Below are 21,153 nucleotides of genomic sequence, written 5' to 3' on the forward strand. Positions count from 1 at the left end.
CGCCGTGAGCACCGACCCCGCCACCGACGACCTGCCCGTCGCCGAGGTCCCCGGACGGGACGTGCCGAGCGGCGTGTTCGTCTCCTTCGAGGGCGGCGACGGCGTCGGCAAGTCGACGCAGGTCTCCCTGCTCGGGCACCACCTCGCGTCCCTCGGGCACGAGGTCGTCGTGACGCGCGAGCCCGGCGGCACGCCGCTGGGGCTCGAGCTGCGGCGCGCGATCCTGCACGGCGAGGACCTCGACCCGCGCACCGAGGCGCTGCTGTACGCGGCCGACCGCGCGCACCACGTCGCGTCGCTCGTGCGGCCGGCCCTGGCACGGGGGGCCGTGGTGCTCACGGACCGCTACCTCGACTCCTCCGTCGCCTACCAGGGCACGGGTCGCGGCCTGGGTGCCGCCGAGGTCGAGCGTCTCTCGCTGTGGGCCGTGCAGGGGCTCCTGCCGCACGTCACGGTGCTGCTGGACCTCGACCCCGCGGTCGGTCTGGCGCGGCTCACGGGGGACCCCGACCGGCTCGAGTCGGCGGGCGACGAGTTCCACCGGCGTACGCGCCAGGCGTTCCTCGAGCGCGCTGCGGCCGACCCGGGCCGGTGGCTGGTGGTCGACGCGTCCCAGCCGGCGGAGGTCGTCGCGGCCCAGGTGCGGGAGCGTCTCGCCCCGCTGCTCCGGCCTCGCGCCGACGCGTCCGCGGGGGCGTCCGCCGTGGCCGCGGGCGGCGCGTCATGAGCGTCTGGGACGACCTCGTCGGGCAGGAGCCGGCCGTCGCGGTGCTGCGCCGGGCCGTCGAGGACCCGTCGGCGATGACCCATGCGTGGCTGCTCACCGGGCCGCCCGGGTCGGGCCGATCCAACGCGGCGCGCGCGTTCGCGGCCGCGCTGCAGTGCGAGGCGGGTGGCTGCGGGACCTGCCACGCGTGCACGACCGTGCTGTCGGGTGCGCACCCGGACGTCACGCTGGTCGCGACCGAGGGCGTCTTCATCCGCGTCGACACGACGCGTCCCCTCGTCGAGCTCGCGCAGCGCTCGCCCTCGCAGGGCCGGTGGCGCGTCATCGTCGTCGAGGACGCCGACCGTTTCAACGACCAGAGCGCCAACGTGCTGCTCAAGGCGATCGAGGAGCCGCCGCCGCGCACCGTGTGGCTGCTCTGCGCCCCCAGCCCCGAGGACGTCCTGGTGACGATCCGGTCGCGCAGCAGGTCGGTCGCGCTGCGCGTGCCGCCGGTCGACGCGGTCGTCGAGCTGCTGGTGCGGCGCGACGGCGTGGACGCGCGGACCGCGCACGTCGCGGCGCGGGCGGCGCAGAGCCACATCGGCATCGCGCGGCGCCTCGCGCGCGACCCGCAGGCGCGCGAGCGCCGGTCGGCGGTCCTGTCGCTGGCGTCCCGCGTGCGGGGCGTCGGGGACGCGGTGCTGGCGGCGGGTGAGCTGGTCGAGACCGCACAGGCCGACGCGAAGGCGGCCACCGAGGAGCGGGACGCCGCCGAGCGGAACGAGCTCCTGCGCGGCATGGGTGCCGAGGGCGCCCACACCCTGCCGCCGTCGCTGCGTGCGCAGGTGCGCCAGCTCGAGGAGGAGCAGAAGCGCCGTGCGACGCGCGCGCAGCGCGACGTGCTGGACCGGGCCATGGTCGACCTGCTGTCGCTGTACCGCGACGTGCTCGTCGTGCAGCTCGGTGCGGGCGTCGACCTGGTCAACGTCGAGCAGGAGGACGAGGTCCGCACGCTCGCCGCCGGCAGCACGCCGGAGCAGACGCTGCGCCGGATGGACGCCGTCGGCCAGGCGCGCACGCGGCTGGCCGGCAACGTCGCGCCGCTGCTGGCCGTCGAGGCCATGGCGATCGCGCTGCGGCCGCAGGGCTGACGCGGCCTCCTGTCCCCGGCCCGAGGGCTCCCGCGGGCCGTCGTGCCACGATCGGTGCGCCCCCGCGGCCCCGGACTGCCCGAACCCGGCGCTCGGGACGGATACCGTAGACGCATGCCGACGCGTCCTGCCCTGCGCCGGTGCGCCCTCGTCGCCCTCGTCGCGCTCGGTCTGACCGGATGCGTCGCGCCGAAGCACCAGGCCTCGTCCCCGACCGCGGGCGCGTCGTCGTCCGCGACGTCCGACCCCGCGCTCGCCCGCTACTACGACCAGGTCCTGGAGTGGACGACCTGCGGTGACGAGCAGTGCGCCGACGCCACGGTGCCGCTCGACTGGGAGGACCCCGGCGGCGACACGATCACGATCGCGCTGCGCCGCGCCCCCGCGTCGGGCGGGTCGCCGGTCGGCTCCCTGCTGGTCAACCCCGGTGGCCCGGGGCGTTCCGCGATCGACACGATCGGCTTCTTCCGCCAGATCGTCTCGCGCGACGTGCTCGCGACCTACGACCTGGTCGCGTTCGACCCGCGCGGCGTGCAGCACTCGTCACCCGTCACGTGCGTGGACCCCGCCGGGCTCGACGAGCTCACGGCGTGGGTGCCGGACTGGTCGACCGACGAGGGCATCGCCGAGGCGGTCGACCGCAACGGCGAGTTCGGCCGCGCGTGCCTGGACCGCACGGGTCCGCTGCTGGGCCACGTCGACACGGCCAGCGCGGCACGCGACATGGACGTGCTGCGCGCAGCGCTCGGGGACGAGGCGCTGACGTTCCTCGGCTTCTCGTACGGCACCGAGCTGGGTGCGACGTACGCGGCGCTGTTCCCCGAGCGCGTCGGCCGGTTCGTCCTGGACGGTGCGCTCGACCCCACCCTCGACTCGGGCCAGGTGGCCGCGGGGCAGGCCGCCGGTTTCGAGAGCGCCCTGCGCGCCTACGTGACGGACTGCCAGGCGGCCGCGTCGTGCCCGCTGGACGGTGACGTCGACGCCGGTCTCACGCAGATCGCGCGCATGTTCGACCGCGTCCGGGCCAACCCGCTGCCGACGGGGACGGAACGCGAGCTGACGTCGTCCCTCGCGTTCAGCGGGGTCGCTGCGGCCCTGTACGCGCAGTCGAGCTGGCCGCTGCTGACCCAGGCGCTGACCAAGGCGATCGACGCCGGTGACGGCTCGGTCCTGCTGCAGCTTGCGGACAGCTACTACGGGCGCGGGCCCGACGGCACGTACGCGACGAACCAGAACGAGGCGTTCTCCGCGATCCTGTGCCTCGACGACCGGCCGTCGGCCGACCCGGCGGACATGCGGGCCGACGCCGCCGAGGTGGCGGCCGTCGCGCCGACGGTCGGTCAGTTCTTCTCCTACGGCGGCGTCTCGTGCGCACAGTGGCCGGTGCCGGCCGTGGGGTCGCTGGAGTCCTACGAGGCGCAGGGCGCCGCGCCGATCCTCGTCGTGGGCACCACCAACGACCCGGCGACGCCGTACGCGTGGGCGCAGTCGCTGTCGAAGCTGCTGTCGTCCGCCGTGCTGCTCACGTTCGAGGGTGAGGGGCACACCGCGTACGGGCGGTCGAACGCGTGCGTGAAGGACGCGGTGGACACCTACCTCCTGACGGGCGAGGCCCCGGCCGACGGGACGACCTGCTGACTTTGGAGTCGGGGCGTGCGCCGGGTACAGTGGGCGCGCTCGCCGATCCACCGCGGTCCTCCGCGCCTCGACGGCGATGCCGCCTTAGCTCAGTCGGCAGAGCGTCTCACTCGTAATGAGAAGGTCTGGGGTTCGATTCCCCAAGGCGGCTCAGCATGTGACCTGCGGCTTCACCCCTCGGGGTGGGGCCGCAGAGTCGTCTCCGGGCCCGGTGGCGCGTGCCGACCCCCGGACCGAGGTCCCTGGTCCCTGCTCGGCGTCCTCCATAGCCTGCGGAGACGGCCCCGACGGCGGGGCATGGCGTCTCGGCAAGGAGGCCGACATGCGAGTTCGTCCGTACCACTCCGCGCGCAGCACGGCGGTGCACGTCTACCACGAGGACGACGACTGCCCGGCAGGTCGGGCGGTCCCGTGGTTCGACAAGGTCGAGGGTCGGCGGGACTGCGAGCCCTGCCCGCAGTGCGTGGGGGCGGTGACGTCCTGCCTCGACCGCTCGGCGGCTGCGGAGGTGTCCTGACGGGGCACCGTCGACCGGCGACGGCGCGACGGTGCGCCCGCTAGGTTGACCGTATGGAGGCTCGCCGCTCGCTCGGTCAGGTGCTCGTCGGGGTGCTCGTGGTCCTCGCCGGGGTCGTGCTGCTGCTCGAGCGCAGCGGTGTCGTCGAGGTGGACCTCGGGACCCTCGCAGGCACGCTGTGGCCGCTGCTCGTGGTGCTCGTAGGCGTGACGTCGCTGCTGCTGGTGCCGCGGGCGTGGTTCGGGCCCGTGGTCATCACGGCCGCGGGCGTGGTGCTGCTGCTCGACCGGCTCGACGTGCTGGACGTGAGCGTCTGGGACTACCTGTGGCCGGTCTCGATCATCCTCATCGGGCTGGGCATCACGTTCGGCGCGGCCGGGCGCGGCGGCCAGGAGGACCGCATCACGGCGATCGCCTTCTGGTGGGGCTCGGAGCGACGCAGCCGCTCGCGCCGGTTCCGCTCCGCGAGCCTCACCGCGATCATGGGCGGCATCGACCTCGACCTGCGGGACGCGGACATCGAGGGGAGCGCCCGCATCGACGTCTTCACGTTCTGGGGCGGTGTCGACATCAAGGTGCCGCGCACGTGGGAGGTCCGGACCACCGGGCTGCCGCTGCTCGGCGGCTGGGAGAACAAGACCGAGCCGCCCGTGGGCGGCGGGCCGGTGCTCGACGTGCGGATCGTCAGCATCATGGCGGGTGCGGAGGTCAGGTACGGCAAGCAGAAGGCCGACGCGACCGCCGACGTGAGGGTCGAGGACGCGCCCGTCTGAACCCCGTCCGCGGCGCGTCAGCGGCCGACGTACGCAAGGGACTCCGCGAGCCGGTCGTGCCAGACCCGGGTGTCGTCCGACACGATCGCGACCCACTCGCGCATCGGCGGGCGGTCCGACGGGAACGCGAGGCCGTCACCCGACGCGAGGAGCGCTGCGACGCGCGCGGCCGGCAGCTTGACGACCAGACGGTCCTCCGGCGTGAAGGCCGCGATCCGACCGTGCACGCGCAGCGTCGCGGTACCGAAGTGCCGCGGACCGGCGGCCGGCATCACGACCCCGGGCAGGTCCGCGAACGCTGCGGACACCGCGTGCAGGCGCGCCTCGGCGGCCGCGTGCGCGGGTGTGCTCCGCTCGGTCATGCGCCGAGCGTAGGACCGGCCGGCCGACACCGCCCGGCCGACGCCGGCTACAGGACGGGCGCCGACTGCCCGACGACCTGCGGCCCACCGACCTCGTGACCACCGAGCTCGTCGTGCACGAACGAGTGCGCGACGCGGATGCCCGGGCGTCCGGCGGAGGACGCGTCGACGACGACCCGGGGGTACGGGCGCGACCCGTCGGCGGGGCTCGTCCAGGCGATGGCCGCGGCCGTGTAACCGCCGCTGCGTGCGGCGTCGCGCGCCTGCGTGGCGCCCGCGTCGGTGTGGACGAAGTCGATGACCTCGACGTCATTGCCCTCCCGCACCAGCACGAACGGCGCGCAGCCGGCGGCGTCGCGGACGGCACGGTCGAGGGCCAGCTCCAGGGCGCGCAGCGCCAGGTCCTGCACCCGCTCCGACGGGCGGTGCGGCAGGTCCTCCGGGGTGAGCGCCTGCTGCGACGTCACGGGCATGCCGCGACCCGGCGTGGGGTAGGCGCTGGTCGCGGGCGTGGGCTCCCACGGTTCCGGCGCCGCCGTCTCGGTCTCGGGCTCCGGAGCGGCGTCCTCGACGAACGTGGGGGTCCAGGCCTCGGTCTCGGGCTCCGGTGCGGTGTCCTCGACGAACGTCGGGGTCCAGGCCTCGGTCTCGGCCTCCGACGTGGTGTTCTCGACGAGCGTGGGGGTCCACGCGGCCGTCTCGGTGTCGGGCTCCGGCGTGGTGTCTTCGACGAACGTCGGGGTCCAGGCCTCGGTCTCGGGCTCCGGCGTGGTGTTCTCGACGAGCGTGGGGGTCCACGCGGCCGTCTCGGTGTCGGGCTCCGGCGTGGTGTCTTCGACGAACGTCGGGGTCCAGGCCTCGGTCCCGGCCTCCGGCGTGGTGTTCTCGACGAGCGTCGGGGTCCACGCGGCCGTCTCGGCCTCGGGCTCCGGAGCGGCGTCCTCGACGAACGTCGGGGTCCACGCGGCGGTCTCGGGCTCGGTCCGGACCTCCGCCTCGCGGGTGGGCGGCTCGTCGTCGACAGCCGGGTCAGTGCTCTGGGTGTCCGCGACGAATGTCGGGGCCCACACCGCCCCTGACGTCGGTGTGACGCCGGGCTCGGGCTGCGCGGTGGCGTCCGCCACGGCAGCCTCGGGCGCGTCGGGCGCGTCGGGGGACGCGTGCGGCGTCGGGACCTGCGGGCGCCCGGCCTGGAGGTGGGCCGCCGCGCGCTGGACGTAGTCGACGGTCCACCCGGACGAGCGCACCCGCCAGCGGGCGTGCGCGTCGAGCACCGGCAGGACGGGCATGTGCGGGCGGTCGAGCAGCAGGACGCCGGGGGTCGCGCCGTCCGGGCCCGGGCACATCCGCCAGACGGCGTCGGCGACCGACGCCACGAGCAGGTCGCCCACGGCGATGCCGATCGCGGCGACCACGCCCGCCGGGGTCGGGACCTGCGGCGGGTGGGTCTGGAGCAGGCGCTCCCACCGGGCGTCGAGGGCTGCGGCGTCGCTCGCGTCGGTGCCGTCGCCGCGCAGCCAGTCACGCAACCGGTCGAGGTGGGCGGACTCGCCGTCCGTCAGCGGTCGGGCGAGCGCGGAGGCGGCGGGTACGGCGGACCTCGCCGCGAGCGCGGGCGAGAGTCTGTCCATGCCGGGATCATCGGCGTGCACGGCCGTCCGCTTGAGCCCCCGGACGTGTGACGTCACCAGGTGCGGGTTAGCGTGGTCGTCCATCCCCGGGGAGGTCGTCATCCGTCGCGTCGCCGTCGCCGCCGTCGTCGCCGTCTCGATCGCCGTCGGCGTGGGAGGCGGGGCCACCGCGTGGACCGCCGCCGAGCGCCGGGAGGCCGTGGGGCTGCGGGAGGCCGCGCAGGCGCGGGTCGAGCGCGCGCTCGGCGCGGTGCACGACGACTCCACGGCCCGGGTCGCGTGGACGACGACCTCGGACGTGGCCGGTGCGCAGGCGCTGCAGACCGGCGCTCGCGCCGCCCTGGCCGCAGCGGTCGCGCAGGGGCGGCTCACCGTCGAGGAGTCCGTGGGTGGGGTCGGTGAGGACGACACTCCCCGGGCGGCGCTCGTCGCCCGGCTGGACGCCGCGGAGGTGGCGGCGCCCACCGCCTCGCCGACGCTCGCGCGCCGGCTCACGGCCGAGGTCGTCGAGGCCGAGCAGGCGGTGCACGCGGCCGTGGCCGCCGAGGCGGAACGCGTCGCCGCGGCCGAGCAGGCGGCTGCACGCCAGGCGGCGCGTGCTGCGGCGCCCGCGGTGCGGCCACGGGCGGCGGCGGCCACGGGCGGCTCGTCGACGGGCACCGACAGGTGCGCGACGACGTACGGCGGCCCCGCGTTCTACACGTCCGCACCGACCGAGGGCGGCGACGGGTCGAACGGCCGTCTCCCGGCGTCCGCGCTGTCCGCGGTCTCGTGGGCGCGGGACTCGCGCGGCACACCGTTCTACCTGCGCTCGGACGCCACCGCGGCGCTCGAGCGGCTCAACGTGGCGTTCCGCGCGGCCCTGGGCCACCACCTCGCGCTCGACCTCACGTACCGCGACCACGACACCCAGGTCGCGATGCGCGCGGCCCTCGGCTCGGTCGCGGCCGTCCCCGGCACGTCGTCGCACGGGACCGGGCTGGCGCTCGACGTGCCGGAGCTGCCGTGCACCTACGGCTGGGACTCGCCCGCGCGGGCGTGGCTCGTGGCGAACGGCCCCGCCTACGGCTGGGTGTCGCCCACGTGGGCGCGGCAGAACGGCTCGAACCCCGAGTACTGGCACTACGAGTACCGCGGCTGACGGGCACGAGGCGCCCCACGCGCCGGTGTCAGCGCGGGCGGTCGCGGTCCTTGCTGGGCTGCACGCGCTTGGGCTCGCCGGGCATCTTGGGGTACTCGGGCGGGTACGGCAGGTCGCCGTGGCCCTCGTCGCGCTCCTGCCGGTCGGCCAGCTCGAGCAGCGAGTCGAGGCGGTAGCGGGGCGCGGTGTGCGCGACGAGCCGGGAGTGCAGGTCCCCGACGGCGGCGAACCGCTCGGGCATCGTCAGGACGTCGAAGTCGTCAGGGTGCACGTCCGGCACCTCGTCCCAGGTCAGCGGTGCGGACACCGTGGCCCGCGGGTTCGATCGGATGGAGTACGCCGAGGCGATCGTGCGGTCGCGCGCCATCTGGTTGTAGTCGACGAAGATCTTGGCGCCGCGCTCCTCCTTCCACCACTTCATCGTGACCTCGTCCGGCAGGCGCCGCTCGAGCTCGCGGCCGAACGCGATGGTCGCCCGGCGCGCGTCGGTGAACGACCACGCGGGCTCGATGGGCACGAAGACGTGCAGGCCCCGGCCCCCGGACGTCTTGGGGAACCCCTCGAGGCCGTGCTCGGCGAGCAGCTCGCGCACGTGGGGGGCGACGCGAGCCGCGTCGGCGAAGTCGGTGCCGGGCTGCGGGTCGAGGTCGATGCGGACCTGGTCGGGGTTCTCCACGTCGTCGCGGACGACCGGCCACGGGTGGAACGTCAGCGTGCCGAGGTTGGCCGCCCACGCGACGACCGCGAGCTCGGTCGGGGCGACCTCGTCGGCGGTCCGGCCCGACGGGAAGGCGATGCGCGACGTCTCCACGTACTCCGGCGCGCCCTGCGGCACGCGCTTCTGGTAGAACGCGTCGCCCGAGGAGTCCTGCCGCGTGGCCATCCGCGCACCCTCGAACACGCCCTTGGGCCAGCGCTCGAGCGTCGTCGGCCGGTGCAGCAGGGCCCCGAGGACGCCGTCGCCGACGTCGAGGAAGTACTGCACGACGTCGAGCTTGGTCAGGCCGCGCTCCGGGAACACGACGCGGTCCGGGCTGCTGACGCGAACCGTCCGGCCGCGCACGTCCAGCTCCAACGCGGGGGTCTGTGCCATGGCTCACACCGTAGGGCCGAGCGCCGACACCCGCTGCCCGGGGTCAGGGGCAGGTTCAGGGGCGGATGGGGGACCACCCCGGAGGCGCGCCGTCACCGCGGGCGCCAGACTCGACCCACCGACGCAGGAGGAGGACGCATGGACGGCGTACGAGAGGCATTCGCACGAGCAGGGTTGTCGCGGCCGTACACGGGGCGCTGGCTGGCCGGCGTGTGCGCAGGGGTGGCGGCCCGTCTGGGGATCGACGCCTGGATCGTGCGGATCGCGCTGCTCGTGCTGCTCGTGCTCCCGGGCAGCCCCTTCCTCATCTACGCGATCCTGTGGATCTGCATGCCGCCCCAGGGCTGGGTCGCCCCGGTCCGCACGCCCTGAGCCACCCGGTCAGGTGTCCACGTCGTGGGTCCCGAGCGGCGCGACTGCCTCCCGTCGGGCACCCTGGTGACCGTGGGAGAAGTCCGGGACCTTCGCAGCCGCCGTGGCACGCCCCCGCCGCTGCTCGACGACGAGGTCGTCCTCACCGCCGAGCGCAGCGCCCCCCGCCAGGCCCGGCACTGGGTCATGCGCGCGGTGGCCGGTGCGGGGGTCGGGGGTGCGTCCAACCAGGTCATCGAGCTGCTCGCGGGTGAGCTGGTGTCGAACGCGGTCGTGCACGGGCCCACCGGTGAGCCGGTGCGGGTCGCCGTGCGCGTCGACGGGTACGTCGTCCGCGTCGCCGTGACGGACCGCGGAGGCGGTCTCCCGCAGGTCCGCCACCCCGAGCCGACCGAGCCGAGCGGGCGCGGCATGGCGCTCGTCGAGGCGCTGTCGACCGCGTGGGGGTCGGCGCGGACGCCCGACGGCGGGACGACCGTGTGGTTCGAGGTGGACACCGACGCGTGAGGGGCCCTCGGGCGGTCGGCCCGACCCCTGCGTCCCGGCGCCTGCGTGCCCCCGCGCGGAGGGGCTCGAGCAGGTGGGAGAACGCGTGCTGCACGGCCCTCGGGCTGCTCGTTGTGCGTACTTCGAGGTGTGGCGATACGTTCGTCCAGGATGTGGCGTGCTCGCGCCTGCGGGGTGCCGGTGACGGTCGTCGCGCGCCGGGCAGGACGTAGGGAGCAGACATGACGCGCAAGGGCGGCAACGTGGCCATGGAACCGAGCACCGCGACGGGGGCGGTCGAGGTGACGCCGGATGCGGCGGCAGCAGCGTCGACGGGTCCCGTCGCCGCGGTGGCGCAGGGCGCGGACGCGCCCGGGCACCTGCCGCAGATCTCCGCGGAGGTGCGCGAGGACGGCACCGGCGAGATCAGCGTCGACGGTGTGCGGGAGACGATCGCGATGGCCGACCTCGCGGAGGCGGGTGCCGCCATCACGGGGCGCATCGCCGCCATCGCCGCGGAGGCCGGACGGGCGCTGCCCGTCGAGGTGCGCGACCCGGACGGGCTGTGGGCGCTGCTCATCCACCCCGACGGCCGTGTCGACGAGGCCGACGAGACGGACCTCGCCGCGCTGAGCGCACCCGTGCCGGTCGTGGAGGCGGCGTGGTCGCCGTCCGACCCGCTGTCCACGCCGACGCCCGTCGTGACGCCCGGCGTCCCGTCCGGCGCGACGGCCGTCGTCCCCGCGGTCGCGCCGGACGGCGCCGAGCCGTCGGGCGAGGTCCCCGTCGTCGCCGAGCCCGTGGCCGGGGCGCCCGCTGCAGCGGGTGGTGAGACCCGTGCCGAGCGCAGGACGTCGGAGCCTGCGGTGCTCCCGACCCTCGACGACCTGCTGGCAGCCCGGCACCCGGCCCACGAGGGCCCGGCGGAGCGGGGCTGGCAGCGCACCGTGCGACGCCTGACGTTCGGGGCGGTCGCGCCGCGGCCGGGCGCCGCCGAGCGCGCGCGCCGCTCGCAGATCGAGTCGATCCGCCGCACGTTCGACGGTCCCCGCACGGTCGTGGTCGTCAACCCCAAGGGCGGCGCGCACAAGACGACCGCGACGATGCTGCTGGCGTCGACGTTCGGGCTGGTCCGCGGCGGGTACACCCTCGCGTGGGACAACAACGAGACGCGCGGCACGCTGGGCTGGCGGTCGTCGCACGCGGACCACCAGCGCACCGCGGTGGACCTGCTGCACGCGCTGCCCGACCTCACGCAGCGCGGCACGCTGCGCATCGGCGACCTGGACGCCTTCGTCCGCACGCAGCAGGACGAGCAGTTCGACGTGCTCGCGTCCGACGAGAACGCGGCCTCGATCGAGAGCGTGGACGCGGCGTCCTACCGGGCGCTGCACGACGTGCTCACGCAGTTCTACCGCGTGCTGGTCGTCGACACGGGCAACAACATGCGGGCCTCGAACTGGCAGGCCGCCGTGCAGTCGGCCGACCAGCTCGTCATCGTCTCGACGCTGCGCGAGGACACCGCGCAGTCCGCCGCGTGGGCGCTCGACGCGCTGCGTGCGACGGGCCAGGAGGAGCTGGTGCGCCAGGCCGTGACGATCCTGTCGTTCCCGGAGCCGAAGGTCGACAAGGACCTGCGTCAGCGGCTGCGCTCGCACTTCGGTGCGCTGACGCGGGCCGTCGTCGAGGTCCCGCACGACAAGGCGCTGGTGTCGGGCGGACCCATCGACCACGCGCACCTGCGGCCCGCCACGCGTGACGCGTGGCTGCGCGCGACGGCGATCGTCGCCGACGGTCTCTGACGCACGCGCTCGGTCGGCCGGCGGCGCAGCGCGCCGCCGGCCGCGGCGTGCCCTCGGCGAGGGGCGACACCCGGGCGCGGCGGCGTGCAAGATCCGGGTGGTCCACGACACCGTGGGGTGAGGGGCGTGACCGCTCCTGCCCGCACGCCCGTCCGCCCGACCCGGGAGCCGCAGTGCCCGCGCAGCCTGAGCACGACACCGATGACCGAGCCGCCGCCCACCAGCGCGTGGACGTCCGCACGGTCGGGGACGACCGTGCCGTCGGGGACGACCGTGCGGTGCGCGGCGACGGACGTGGCGAGGACGACGCCGCACCGGACGGGCCCCGCGACGCGGCGTGGTTCGAGCGGCTCGTCCACGCCCACGCGACCGCGGTGCACCGGTACGTCGTCCGGCGCGTGGGCGCGTCGGACGTCGAGGACCTCACCGCCGACGTCCTGACGGTCGCGTGGCGCCGCCGCGAGGACGTCCCCGCCGGCGCCGAGCTGCCGTGGCTGTACCGCACCGCGTCGTACGTCGTCGCGAACCACCGCCGCAAGAGCCGACCCGTGCTCGTCGCCGAGGTGCCCGACGAGCCCGATGCCGACGACCCCGCGCTGCGGGCCGTGCGCGACGAGACCGTGCGGACCGTGCTCGCCGCGCTGTCCGCGCGCGACCGCGAGGTGCTGCTGCTGCACGCGTGGGAGGGCCTGACGGGTGAAGGCCTCGCGGCGGCGCTCGGCATCGGGCGCGGCGGGGCCGACGCCGCCCTGTCGCGCGCGCGCTCACGCCTGCGGGCGGCGTTCGCGGACGCCACGCCCTGACCTCCTGACGCACGCGCCCCCGCGTCGGGCACTGCCCGCGTGCAAGACGGGGACCCTCCCGCACACAGACGGGACAGAGACCGATCGGGCTCCGACCGCCCCAGGAGGACGACATGGACGACACCCGCGACCCGCGCGACGGCACGTCGGACGAACCGGCGCGCCACAGCCCGTCCGACGGCCCGACCGACGCGACGCCCGACGGCCCGACCGACGCGACGCCCGACGGCCCGACCGACGCGACGCCCGACGGCGTCACCGACGGCGAGACCGTGCCGGCCACCGACCAGCCGGACGCCGCCCGGACGGACGCCGTCGTGGCGCGCGTCCGCGCCGCGGACCCGGCCGCCGCGACCACCCCCGACACCGACCGCCTGCACGCGCGGCTCGCCGACGCCACGGGCGTCACGCTCGGTGCGGGCGAAGGCCCGGCCGACGACCTCGCGGCGGCCCGTGCGCGCCGCCGCCCGGCCGCCCGGTGGCTGCAGGTGGCCGCCGTCGCGGCGGGCGTCGCCCTCGTCGGCGGCGGGGGCTACGCGGTGGGCGCCGCGGGCGCCGACGAGCCGTCGGCGCCGCCGATCGCGCTACAGGGTGCGGGCGGGGCCCCCGAGACGGCAGGTGCCTCGGACATGTCCGGTGCGGACGTCCGGAGCAAGATGGTGGGCCCCGGCTGGTTCGGGGGGCGCACCGTGTTCAGCGGCAGTGGGCTCACGGGTGCCGCGGGGTCCGCCCGGGCCTGGGCGTTCGACGCGACGTCCGCGGCGACCGCGGCCACCGCCGCGCACGTCGCCGACGTCCTCGGCGTCGCCGGTGAGCCGCGCCAGGAGTGGGGCCAGTGGGTCGTCGGGGCGAACGACGGCCTGTCCGCGACCGTGCAGGTGGGCGTCGACGGACAGGCGAGCATGTGGTTCTACGACCGCGCCTGGGACCCGTCGGTGTGCACGAGCGGCGTCCCGGAGACGCTCGACGGCGCGACGTCGTCGGGGGCCGCCGAGGGGAGCGCCGTCGAGCCCGACGTCGCCCCGCGGGACGCCGCCGAGCCGGGTGTCGCGGTCGAGCCGCTGCCCGCGCCCGACGTGCCCCCGGAGCCTGCCCCCGCCGACCCGAGCGTGTGCGACCCGGCCAGCACCCCGACGGGCGACGCCGCGGCCGCCCGGGCGCGCGACCTCATGACCCGGCTCGGCGTGGACCCGGGCGGGTACGAGGTCACGGTCTCCGACGAGACCGGTGTGCCGGGCCTCGTGAGCGTCACGGGCGCGCAGGTCGTCGACGGCACGCAGACGGGCCTGGGCTGGTCCGTGCAGCTGGTCGGCACGGGCGTGCAGTCGGTGTCGGGCCCGCTCGCGACGCTCGTCGAGCTCGGCACGTACGACCACGTCAGTGCCGACGACGCCGTCGAGCGGCTCAACGACCCGCGGTTCGGCGCCTCCTTCGGCGGCATGGTGCCGCTGGCGGCACGCGCCGAGGGTGCGGTCGCCGACGACAGCGTGTCGATGCAGGCCGAGCCCGCCGACGAGCCGACGGTGCCGGCCGTGCCCGCGCCGGGCGACCCGGTCGCGTGGCCGGTCCAGCAGGTCACGATCACGGGCGCACGCCTCGGCGTCACGCTGCTGACCACGCCGACCGGCGCGACGCTGCTGGTGCCCGCGTGGGAGCTGACGGACGCCGACGGCAGCACGTGGAGCGTCGTCGCGGTCGTCGAGGACCAGCTCGACCTGAGCGCCGCCTGACAGGCGCGCGAGGGGGGAGCGCGGCGAGCCGGAGGGGCTCGCGCGGGCGGGGCCGGGTGCTGCCGGAGGGGCGGCTCCCGGCCCCGCTGCCGTGCCCGGGCGTCGACGCCCCGCTGTGGGCGCCTGTCGGTAGCGTGCCCCCATGACCGCCACCGCCGGCCCTGCCGGGCGCCTGCTGCTGCTCGACTCCGCGTCGCTGTACTTCCGCGCGTTCTTCGGCGTGCCCGACTCGGTGCGCGCACCGGACGGCACGCCCGTCAACGCGGTGCGCGGGCTCGTCGAGATGATCGCCCGGCTCGTCGCCGACCGGCACCCCACGCGCCTCGTGGCCTGCTGGGACGAGGACTGGCGCCCCGCGTTCCGGGTCGAGGCCGTGCCGTCCTACAAGGCGCACCGCGTGGCGCGCGAGGTCCCGGGCACGACGGGCGAGGAGGAGGTGCCCGCCGCCCTGACCGCGCAGGTCCCCGTCATCGTCGAGGTGCTGGCGGCCCTCGGCATCCCGCGCCTCGGCGCACCGGGGTACGAGGCCGACGACGTCATCGGCACGCTCGTCGCGCGCGAGGCGGCGCGCCCTGCCGGTGAGCGCGCCGCGGTGGACGTCGTGACGGGCGACCGGGACCTGTTCCAGCTGGTCGACGACGACGTGCCCGTGCGCGTCCTGTACCCCGTCAAGGGCGTCAAGGAGATGCTGGAGGTCGACCAGGGCGTCCTGCGGGAGCGGTACGGCGTGCCGACCGGTCGGGCGTACGCCGAGATGGCGGTGCTGCGCGGGGACCCGAGCGACGGCCTGCCGGGCGTGCCCGGCATCGGGGAGAAGACCGCCGCGGCGATGCTGAGCCGCTACGGGACGCTCGAGGGCGTGCTGACCGCGCGCGACGCGGGCGACAAGGGTCTGACGGCCACGCAGCGTGCGCGGCTCATCGCGGCCGCGGACTACCTGGCGGTCGCCCCGCGCGTGGTCACCGTCGCGCCCGACGCGCCCGTCGCGCAGGTCGACGACCACCTGCCGAGGGTCCCCGCGGACCCCGACGCGCTCGTGGCCCTGGCGGAGCGCTGGGGTCTGACGTCGAGCGTGCGACGGATCGTCGACGTGCTGACGGACGCCGGCGACGCACGCGGCTGACGAGCCGCGGGACCTGCAGGAGCGGGCCTCAGCCGGCGGCGGGACCGGCCGCGTCGAGCACCCAGACGTTGGGCCCGGCGGCACGCCAGCCCTCGGCGGTGTCCGGCGGCGGTGCGTCGTCGGTGCCCAGGCGCACGCGCGACCCGTCCTCGCCGGAGATCGTGACGGTCGCGCGCGGCGACGGTGCGACGCACACCACACGGGCCGCGTCACCGACGGGCACGGCCACGAGGCACAGGTCGCCCGCCCAGCGCAGGGCCGCGTAGTGCTGGCCGGCCGTCGTGCGGACGGCGAAGCGCGCGGTCGCGGGGTCGATGCCCGTCTCGTCGACGACCGGCGCGGCCACCTCGTCCGTGGGCTCCGCAGGCCGGTCGAGGAGCGAGACCGTCATCTGCCCGGCCCCTGCGTCGTCCGGGCCGCGGGCCGCGAGCAGCCACACCACGCCGGCCACGACGAGGGCCGCCGCGACCCCGAGCACGACGACCACGCGGGCCCGCCGCGGGGGCTCGGGCTCGCCTCGGGTGTCCTCGACCAGCTCGAACATGCCGGTGTCGTCGAAGGTCGTCACGGCACCAGTATCGGCACGTCCGGGCCGTGGTGTGAGCCGACGCGCGGCGCAGCCGCCCCGCCGGTGCCGACGGACGCGGGCCCCGGCGGCCTCCGGGGGACGGTGAGGCGGCCGGGACCCGCGGGTCGTGGGGGCGTCAGCCGCCCGTCGGAGCACGGTCCTGCAGGACACCCTGGACGACCGTCGCCAGGTGCCGCAGGAACCAGCCCGGGCTCGCCTCGTCCCACTGCTGGGCGACGGCCGCGACCGGGTAGACGAGGATCTCGGGGTCCTCACGTGCCAGCACGATCTCGGTGCCGTGGCGGTCGCTGCACGTGGCCCAGCCCAGGTCCTCGGCCTGCGCGCACACGAGGTCACCGAGTGCGATCCCGAACACGTCGGCGAGCGGTCGCGGGTCGGGGCGGTCGTCGGCCTGCTGCCACTGCTCGCGCACGCGGTCGAACAGGGCGCCGACGAGCGCGGCGTCGGACGGGTCCGCGCACAGCCCCGCCACCAGCGCGCGCTGCTGCGCCAGGAAGAGCCGTTCGGGCGCGTTGAGCTCGTCGATGCGGTGGCGCGTGTCCGACAGCGCCGCCGCGACCGGGCCGATCTCGTACGCGGCAGTGGGTGCCGGGTTGTCCGCCGGGTTGTCCGCCGGGTCGTCCGCCGTGTCGTCCACCGGGTCGCCCGCCGGGTCGTCCGCCGTGTCGTCCGCCGGGTCCTGCGTCGCCTCGTCGCTCTCCGGCTCGCCGTCCGCCGCGGCACCGTCCGGGACGTCCGCGAGGTGCTCGACGACGCGCAGCAGCGCAACCTCGTCCGGCGCGCGGCCCTTGTCCACGGTGGCGTCCCCCGCACCCGCGGGCAGGGGTACGTCGGTCGGTCCGTGGGGTGTGGGCAGCACGGATCCGCTCCCTTGCGGCGTCCGTCGGTCCAGTCCCATGCCGGGACCATCGGCTCCGCCGCACCACGCCTTGACACGGACGAGCGGGTGTCGCCCGGACGGATGCCCGGACGACACCCGCTCGACGCGGGCGGCGAGGTCAGCCGACGCGGATGGTGTGCGCCGTCGCCGTGGGCAGATACCCGGTGTCACCGAGGTAGAGCGCGGTGACCACGCTCGACGTCCGCACCGCGGGCAGGGTCACGGTCGCGGCCCCGTCGACCAGGCGGAAGGTGCCGACGGGCCGCAGCCCGAGCAGCACCGTGACGCGGCCGGTCGCGGCCGGTGCCCCGTCCCCGCCGCCCACGCGCACCGTGACGGTGGGCGTGCTGCCCGCGGGCACGGTCCACGTCGCGGTCTCGAGCGTCGCCGTCGAGGACCCCGGGACGACCCGGACCTGCGTGGCTCCCTGGGAGCGCGCCACGTCGGTGGTGCCCTCGTACACCGCGACGAGCGCGTGCGTGCCCGTCGTCAGGGTGCGCGGCAGCGGGACCGTCGCCGTGCCCGTGAGCCCGTCCACCGTGACGTCCGCGGTCGCGAGCACCTTGCCGCGCTCGCTGATCGTCACCGTGCCGGACGGTGCCCAGCTCTGGCCGGTCACCGTGACGGTGGCCGTGGCCTGCTGGCCGTACCGGACGACGGCCGGGGCGACGCGCAGCGTGGTCGTCGAGGCCGACGGTGCGAGCACCGCCTCCACCACGTTCGACGTCGACGGTGCGTAGACCGGCGTGTCCGGCCGGTACTCCGCCCGCAGCTGGTGCGTCCCGGCGCCCAGGGACGCGGTGCCCCACACGCCCGCCCCGTCGACGACCTCGGTGGTGCCGAGCTCGGTGTCGCCGTCGTACAGCGTGAACGTGCCGGTGGCCTCGCGCGGGGTGACCGTCATCTGGAACAGGGTCTCCTCGCCGGCGGTCCACGCGGACTCGACGTCGAGCGTCGTGGTCGTCTCGACGACGTCGGGCACCGTCACGTCGACGACCTGCGCGCGATCGCCCGTGCCGTTGAGGTGGTGCAGCACCAGGATGTCGGCCTCGGCGGCACCCGGGCCGCCGTGGACGTCGACGGTGGCACCGTCGAACGCCTGCGACACGAAGTCGGCACGCAGGTTCGACCCGAACCACAGCGGCGGGTCGTACGGGTCGACCGTGAACTGCGCGACCTCGTCGACGATCCCGTCGGCGGGGAACGCGTAGCCGCTGCGCATCTGCACGGTCACGCCCACGCGGTCGCCCGGCTCGACACCGAGAGATGCGAGCGGCACGGGCACGACGACCGTGCTGTTGTCGAACGCTCCCATCTCGAAGTTCCCGGCGAACGGGTACAGCAGGTCGGAGGTGCCCACCTGCTTGCCGGTGCTGTCGAACGTCTCGACGACGGTGTAGTCGAAGAAGTCCTGGGTCGCGTTGACGTACTTCCTGACCCTCGTCCGGAAGTCCGTGTCGCCGTCGCCGTCGGTGTCGAACAGGACCCACGGCCGCAGGGAGTTGCCGAGGACGGCCCAGTCGGCGTCGGTCGCGATGCCGATGCCGAGGAACCCGTCTGCCGGGTCGCTGCCCGCAGCCGCGACCGCGGGTGCGGTCGACGCCCACCCGACGTGCCGGATGTCACCGGCCGCGACCGTCGAGCGCGACGTCTCCGCGCCCGCCGGCAGCTGCTCCAGGCGCGGGGAGTCGGCCGCGTGCACCAGCGGCGTGGCCAGCCCTTCCCAGCCCTCGGCCTCGACGTCGCGCCCGCTGAAGGCGAGCTCGGCCGTCTCCGCAGCCGGGTCCGGGAACGTGACGTCCGCCGCCTCGAGGTCGGTCGTGGGCCGCGGCGTGGCCTGCACGGGCAGGCGCCACTGCGTGGCGCCGGACGTCAGGACGAGCCGGCCGGAGACCTGCGAGACGTACTCGCGCGGCCAGTCGGCCATCTGCTCGACCTCCTGCGTCGGGTCGATGTCACGCGCGACGGTGGCCGGGTCGGCCGTGAACGTCAGGGTGACGATGCCGGTACCGCCCGCCGGGACCCGCAGGCTCGCGGGCGCCGCCGTGATGGTGGCCCCGCCCGAGGTCGTGCTCGACGTGACCTCGGTGCTGTAGGTGCGGGCCGTCGAGCCCAGGTTCTGCACGGTGACCGCCTTGCGGATCGTCACCGTCTCGTCCGCCAGGGGCACCACGCCGAAGCTCACGGACGTCTGCTGCGGCCGCTCGGCGTTGTACACCAGGGTGTCCTGCGTGACCGCGGCGAGCGCGTCGACGCGTCCGGAGCCGACGCGCGCCGGCCCGTAGAACAGGTCGCCGCCGGGCTCGGTGGCGATGTCGTGCGTCGCGGTGTTGACCACCGCCGCCTTCACCTGGGCGGCGGACCACCCGGGGTGCGCCTCCCGGACGAGCGCGACGATGCCGGCCACGTGCGGCGCCGCCATGGACGTGCCGCTCTTCGTCGTCCCGCCGTTGCCGGAGCCGACGCCCGCGGACACGATCGACTGGCCGGGGGCCGCGACGTCGGGCTTGCCCCAGCCGAGCGAGCCGTGCACGCCGCGTGAGGAGAACGAGCTGAGGGTGTCGGGCGCGACGTCCTCCCGGGCGCTGAGGGCGAGGGAGGGGCCGATCCGCACGACGAGCGTGCCGGCCTCGATCTCCGGCAGGAGCCGGTCGGTGGTCGCGGCGGTCATCTGGAAACCGGGGATGGCCGCGTTGCCGCCGATCAGGGCGGCGAACACCGGCAGCTCGGTCGGCAGGAGCACGCCGACCGCGCCGGCGGCCGCCGCGTTGTCGAAGCGCGGGCCCGACCCGCACCTGCGGGTGCCGTCGTCCCACCACAGGTACACGATCTTGCCGGCGACGGCCGCGGCCTGCTCGGCCGTGAAGGCGTCGCACCCGTCGAACTGCGCGCCGACGTACGCGACCGGGGCGGTGACGTCGTCGTCCCCGGCGTAGTTCACCGAGTTCTGGCCGGCGTGGCGGCCGAGGAGGGCGTCGTCGGACGCCTCGGTGACCTCGAGCGCGTCGAAGGGGAGGTCCTTGCCGACGGACGACGCGACGGTCAGGCCGGCGAAGCCGTTGCCGGGCGAGCCGCCGACGTCCTCGACGTCGCCCTCGTTGCCGGCGGACAGCACGACGGTCGTGCCGAGGGCCGTCAGCTCGGCGATCTGGGCGGACTCGGGGTCGTCCGCCGGGGCCGCCGCGCCGCCGAGGGAGAGGTTGAGCACGTCGATGCGGTCGTCGTACGCGCCGTCGCCGTCGGGGTCGGCGGCCCAGTCGAGCGCGAGCGCCGTGAGGGCGGTCGTCCCGGTGATGTCGCCGAAGACCTTGAGGGCGTAGATCCCGGCCCTCGGTGCCGTCCCGGGCCCGAGCGGCCAGTCCCGCACGGACGTCAGGGCGTCGTACTCGCCGTCGAACGTCTCGCCGTCCGGGGTGACGCCGTAGCCGGCCGCCGTGCCGGCGACGTGGGTGCCGTGGCCGTTCACGTCGATGGGGTTCTCGTCGGGTGCGGGGACGAGCTGGTCGCCCTCACCGTCGGCGTCGTAGTCGTAGCCGGCGAAGTCGTAGCCGCCGAGGAACTTGGCGGGGTCGTAGGAGCCGGCCGGTACGGGGCCCGTGCCGTCCTCGCCGTACGCGGCCTCGTACGCCTCGACCGTGCCCTCGCCACCGAAGTCGGCGTGCGTGTAGTCCAGGCCGGTGTCGATGACGCCGATGGTGACGTCCGTGCCCAGGACGCCCGTGCTCTGCCACGTGGCCAGGGCGCGGGTGAACTCGACCTGCGCGGCGTTGTCGAGCGTGCGCGTGGCGACCAGGCGGACCGAGTCGACGGCCGGGTCGTCGGCGAGCGCGCGCAGCTGCTCGGCGTCGCCGAGCACCAGGGCGCCGGACACGAGGTTGGTCAGGGTCGCGAGCCGCTGCGGCTGCGCGGCGGCGGTGCGCGCACGTGCCTGCGACGCCTCGGCCGGGACGACGTCCTCGGCGGCGGCCTGCGTGGCCTGCGCAGCGGCCCGCACCTGCGCGGGGGTGCCGCCGTCGGCGGCGACCTCGACGCCCGACGGCGTGCTGAGCTCGACGAAGGCCGTGACGGTGCCGGTCGCGTCGGCGAGCGCCTCACCCACGCCGTCGGGCTGCCCGGCGGGCAGGCCGCCCGCGACGAGGAGGCCGGACAGGTCGCCGGGCGGGGGTGCGGCCGCGGCGGCGGGGGCGCCCAGGAGGGCCCCCGCGAGGACGACGGAGACGGCGGTCAGGCCGGCGATCGGGCGACGTGGCATGTGTCTCATCCCGGGGTGTCGGACGAAGCGGAACGGGCAGACGTCACGACGGGAGAGCCCCGGGACGTCACACCTGGGTGTGGCTGCTGTCACAGCGCCCC

At 75.8% G+C, this 21,153-nt stretch carries 18 protein-coding genes and 1 tRNA gene; 13 read left to right on the plus strand and 6 right to left on the minus strand.

Annotation, left to right across the window (positions count from 1 at the left end; genetic code table 11):
* Positions 1-31: 31 nt before the first annotated feature.
* The 6 genes from tmk (at position 32) to KKR89_RS02970 (ending at position 4,788) form a co-directional block, all read left to right on the plus strand.
* On the plus strand, positions 32-727 hold the full coding sequence (gene tmk / locus KKR89_RS02945) for a dTMP kinase (RefSeq protein ID WP_243883208.1): 696 nt from the start codon (positions 32-34) through the stop codon (positions 725-727).
* A complete protein-coding gene (locus KKR89_RS02950; protein WP_208197196.1) occupies positions 724-1,860 on the plus strand; it encodes a DNA polymerase III subunit delta' in 1,137 nt (378 codons plus the stop codon). Before tmk ends, KKR89_RS02950 begins: the two co-directional genes overlap by 4 nt.
* Positions 1,861-1,974: 114 nt before the next feature.
* Positions 1,975-3,498, plus strand: coding sequence for an alpha/beta hydrolase (locus KKR89_RS02955; protein ID WP_208197197.1), 1,524 nt, complete (start codon positions 1,975-1,977; stop codon positions 3,496-3,498).
* Between the two features lie 78 nt (positions 3,499-3,576).
* Positions 3,577-3,649: transfer RNA gene (locus KKR89_RS02960), tRNA-Thr, on the plus strand.
* A 171-nt stretch (positions 3,650-3,820) separates the two neighbouring features.
* Positions 3,821-4,015 carry a hypothetical protein gene (locus tag KKR89_RS02965; RefSeq protein WP_208197198.1) on the plus strand — a complete coding sequence of 65 codons (195 nt, stop codon included), beginning with the start codon at positions 3,821-3,823 and terminating at the stop codon, positions 4,013-4,015.
* A gap of 53 nt (positions 4,016-4,068) precedes the next feature.
* A complete protein-coding gene (locus KKR89_RS02970; protein ID WP_208197199.1) occupies positions 4,069-4,788 on the plus strand; it encodes a LiaI-LiaF-like domain-containing protein in 720 nt (239 codons plus the stop codon).
* Between the two features lie 17 nt (positions 4,789-4,805).
* On the opposite strand, the gene KKR89_RS02975 is transcribed toward KKR89_RS02970, so the two are convergent.
* Both KKR89_RS02975 and KKR89_RS02980 read right to left on the minus strand, forming a co-directional pair.
* A complete protein-coding gene (locus KKR89_RS02975) occupies positions 4,806-5,150 on the minus strand; it encodes a hypothetical protein (protein WP_208197200.1) in 345 nt (114 codons plus the stop codon).
* Positions 5,151-5,197: 47 nt separating this feature from the next.
* Positions 5,198-6,781, minus strand: coding sequence for a hypothetical protein (locus tag KKR89_RS02980; RefSeq protein WP_208197201.1), 1,584 nt, complete (start codon positions 6,779-6,781; stop codon positions 5,198-5,200).
* Positions 6,782-6,932: 151 nt separating this feature from the next.
* Here KKR89_RS02980 and KKR89_RS02985 point away from each other — a divergent pair, with 151 nt between their 5' ends.
* A complete protein-coding gene (locus KKR89_RS02985) occupies positions 6,933-7,922 on the plus strand; it encodes a M15 family metallopeptidase (RefSeq protein WP_251140994.1) in 990 nt (329 codons plus the stop codon).
* Between the two features lie 28 nt (positions 7,923-7,950).
* On the opposite strand, the gene ligD is transcribed toward KKR89_RS02985, so the two are convergent.
* Positions 7,951-9,015, minus strand: coding sequence for a non-homologous end-joining DNA ligase (gene ligD / locus KKR89_RS02990; RefSeq protein ID WP_208197203.1), 1,065 nt, complete (start codon positions 9,013-9,015; stop codon positions 7,951-7,953).
* A gap of 138 nt (positions 9,016-9,153) precedes the next feature.
* Between ligD and KKR89_RS02995 the strand changes: the two genes are divergently transcribed.
* The 6 genes from KKR89_RS02995 (at position 9,154) to KKR89_RS03020 (ending at position 15,331) form a co-directional block, all read left to right on the plus strand.
* Complete coding sequence (locus KKR89_RS02995; RefSeq protein WP_208197204.1) at positions 9,154-9,387, plus strand: PspC domain-containing protein; 234 nt, start codon at positions 9,154-9,156, stop codon at positions 9,385-9,387.
* 72 nt (positions 9,388-9,459) lie between these two features.
* On the plus strand, positions 9,460-9,894 hold the full coding sequence (locus tag KKR89_RS03000; protein ID WP_208197205.1) for an ATP-binding protein: 435 nt from the start codon (positions 9,460-9,462) through the stop codon (positions 9,892-9,894).
* A gap of 221 nt (positions 9,895-10,115) precedes the next feature.
* The gene (locus KKR89_RS03005) at positions 10,116-11,675 is read left to right on the plus strand and encodes a chromosome partitioning protein (RefSeq protein ID WP_208197206.1); all 1,560 of its coding nucleotides are present in this window, start codon (positions 10,116-10,118) and stop codon (positions 11,673-11,675) included.
* Between the two features lie 173 nt (positions 11,676-11,848).
* The gene (locus KKR89_RS03010; RefSeq protein WP_307802229.1) at positions 11,849-12,478 is read left to right on the plus strand and encodes an RNA polymerase sigma factor; all 630 of its coding nucleotides are present in this window, start codon (positions 11,849-11,851) and stop codon (positions 12,476-12,478) included.
* 113 nt (positions 12,479-12,591) lie between these two features.
* Complete coding sequence (locus tag KKR89_RS03015) at positions 12,592-14,208, plus strand: hypothetical protein (protein ID WP_243882990.1); 1,617 nt, start codon at positions 12,592-12,594, stop codon at positions 14,206-14,208.
* A gap of 142 nt (positions 14,209-14,350) precedes the next feature.
* Entirely contained in the window at positions 14,351-15,331 is a 981-nt protein-coding gene (locus KKR89_RS03020) for a 5'-3' exonuclease (RefSeq protein ID WP_208197207.1), read from the plus strand.
* Positions 15,332-15,359: 28 nt separating this feature from the next.
* On the opposite strand, the gene KKR89_RS03025 is transcribed toward KKR89_RS03020, so the two are convergent.
* The 3 genes from KKR89_RS03025 to KKR89_RS18545 all read right to left on the minus strand — a co-directional run bounded on the left by KKR89_RS03025 (position 15,360) and on the right by KKR89_RS18545 (position 21,052).
* The gene (locus tag KKR89_RS03025) at positions 15,360-15,899 is read right to left on the minus strand and encodes a hypothetical protein (RefSeq protein ID WP_208197208.1); all 540 of its coding nucleotides are present in this window, start codon (positions 15,897-15,899) and stop codon (positions 15,360-15,362) included.
* 136 nt (positions 15,900-16,035) lie between these two features.
* Entirely contained in the window at positions 16,036-16,779 is a 744-nt protein-coding gene (locus tag KKR89_RS03030) for a DUF3806 domain-containing protein (RefSeq protein ID WP_208197209.1), read from the minus strand.
* 139 nt (positions 16,780-16,918) lie between these two features.
* On the minus strand, positions 16,919-21,052 hold the full coding sequence (locus KKR89_RS18545) for a S8 family serine peptidase (RefSeq protein ID WP_208197210.1): 4,134 nt from the start codon (positions 21,050-21,052) through the stop codon (positions 16,919-16,921).
* Positions 21,053-21,153: the final 101 nt, after the last annotated feature.

It is taken from the genome of Cellulomonas dongxiuzhuiae, assembly GCF_018623035.1.
GTDB lineage: Bacteria > Actinomycetota > Actinomycetes > Actinomycetales > Cellulomonadaceae > Cellulomonas > Cellulomonas dongxiuzhuiae.

Excerpts from the sequence above, each read along its gene's own strand:
- KKR89_RS03020 (WP_208197207.1), top strand. The coding sequence starts at position 14,351 with ATGACCGCCACCGCCGGCCCTGCCGGGCGCCTGCTGCTGCTCGACTCC.
- KKR89_RS03015 (WP_243882990.1), top strand. The coding sequence starts at position 12,592 with ATGGACGACACCCGCGACCCGCGCGACGGCACGTCGGACGAACCGGCG.
- ligD (WP_208197203.1), bottom strand. The coding sequence starts at position 9,015 with ATGGCACAGACCCCCGCGTTGGAGCTGGACGTGCGCGGCCGGACGGTT.
- KKR89_RS18545 (WP_208197210.1), bottom strand. The coding sequence starts at position 21,052 with ATGCCACGTCGCCCGATCGCCGGCCTGACCGCCGTCTCCGTCGTCCTC.
- KKR89_RS02975 (WP_208197200.1), bottom strand. The coding sequence starts at position 5,150 with ATGACCGAGCGGAGCACACCCGCGCACGCGGCCGCCGAGGCGCGCCTG.
- KKR89_RS02965 (WP_208197198.1), top strand. The coding sequence starts at position 3,821 with ATGCGAGTTCGTCCGTACCACTCCGCGCGCAGCACGGCGGTGCACGTC.
- KKR89_RS02995 (WP_208197204.1), top strand. The coding sequence starts at position 9,154 with ATGGACGGCGTACGAGAGGCATTCGCACGAGCAGGGTTGTCGCGGCCG.
- KKR89_RS02980 (WP_208197201.1), bottom strand. The coding sequence starts at position 6,781 with ATGGACAGACTCTCGCCCGCGCTCGCGGCGAGGTCCGCCGTACCCGCC.
- KKR89_RS02955 (WP_208197197.1), top strand. The coding sequence starts at position 1,975 with ATGCCGACGCGTCCTGCCCTGCGCCGGTGCGCCCTCGTCGCCCTCGTC.
- KKR89_RS03005 (WP_208197206.1), top strand. The coding sequence starts at position 10,116 with ATGACGCGCAAGGGCGGCAACGTGGCCATGGAACCGAGCACCGCGACG.
- KKR89_RS02950 (WP_208197196.1), top strand. The coding sequence starts at position 724 with ATGAGCGTCTGGGACGACCTCGTCGGGCAGGAGCCGGCCGTCGCGGTG.
- KKR89_RS02970 (WP_208197199.1), top strand. The coding sequence starts at position 4,069 with ATGGAGGCTCGCCGCTCGCTCGGTCAGGTGCTCGTCGGGGTGCTCGTG.